This is a genomic window from Nocardia sp. 852002-20019_SCH5090214 (genome assembly GCF_001665865.1).
In the GTDB taxonomy this organism is placed as follows: domain Bacteria; phylum Actinomycetota; class Actinomycetes; order Mycobacteriales; family Mycobacteriaceae; genus Nocardia; species Nocardia nova.
Genome location: NZ_LZMK01000156.1, coordinates 1 through 873 on the forward strand (window position 1 = coordinate 1; position 873 = coordinate 873).

At 67.8% G+C, this 873-nt stretch carries 1 pseudogene; it reads right to left on the reverse strand.

The window, feature by feature from the left end:
• Nucleotides 1-873 (reverse strand): annotated as a pseudogene (locus A5780_RS40910) (hypothetical protein); the annotation flags it as partial.

Genomic DNA, 873 nt, shown 5'->3' on the forward strand with positions numbered 1-873 from the left:
GTCCGGCGTCGACGTCGTCGACAATCGTGACGAGCTGGCTGCGCTCGATGTCGGCCAGGCCGTGCTGGAGTGTGGCGACCGCGACGATCTCGTCGCCCCGCTCGCGCAGCCGCTCGATGGTCGCGGCGGTTTCGTCACCGACACCCCAGGTCTCGGGACTTTCGTCGGAGAGGTCGTTCTCGGCGACGTAGTCCGCGATTGCTCGAATGTCTTCGACATCGCCTGCGAGAAGGAAGATCTCCTCGTTGATCTGCTCGCGGTTGGCGTAGCCGGGCCACAGTCGCGTACTGGGCTCGCGTCCGGCGCGGATCGCCTTACCGGCTTCACGGACCTGGGCCTGGTCGGCCGCGGTCATCACCGCGATCTCGGCGGCCATCTGCTTGGCCGTGACGTGGCCTTCGTCGAATCCGGCCAGCAGCTCCGGGATGCGGCCGCGGGCTTCCTCTCCGGGATCGACGAACACCGGGGAGGTGAGCAGGTCGATGTTGCGGGTGTCTCCGGTGAGGTAGTCGACGACGAAGTCGACGCGGGTGCGGTCGTCTGTGGTGAGGCCGGCCGCATCCAGATCGGTGTCGAGCTGCGCGCGCCGCTGCTCGGCAGACGACAACGCGTAGGTGGGGGCTTCGTCGAGGCTTTCCCCGCGCCACCGCAGCAGTGCCTGCCCGACAACGGGTTTGGCTTCCGGGGCCAGTGGCAGGTCCTCGATGATCCCGATGGCCGCGCTCTGGCGTGCGAACAGCGCCGCCGCCTGCGCGCGGCTCTGGGCTCCGATTGCGTCGAAGTCGGGATCGATGCCGACCTGCATCTGCTCGGTGTCGATGTTCACGCCCCACTGGTGGGCGAAGGCGTCGCACAGTTCGGTCAGTTTCTGGT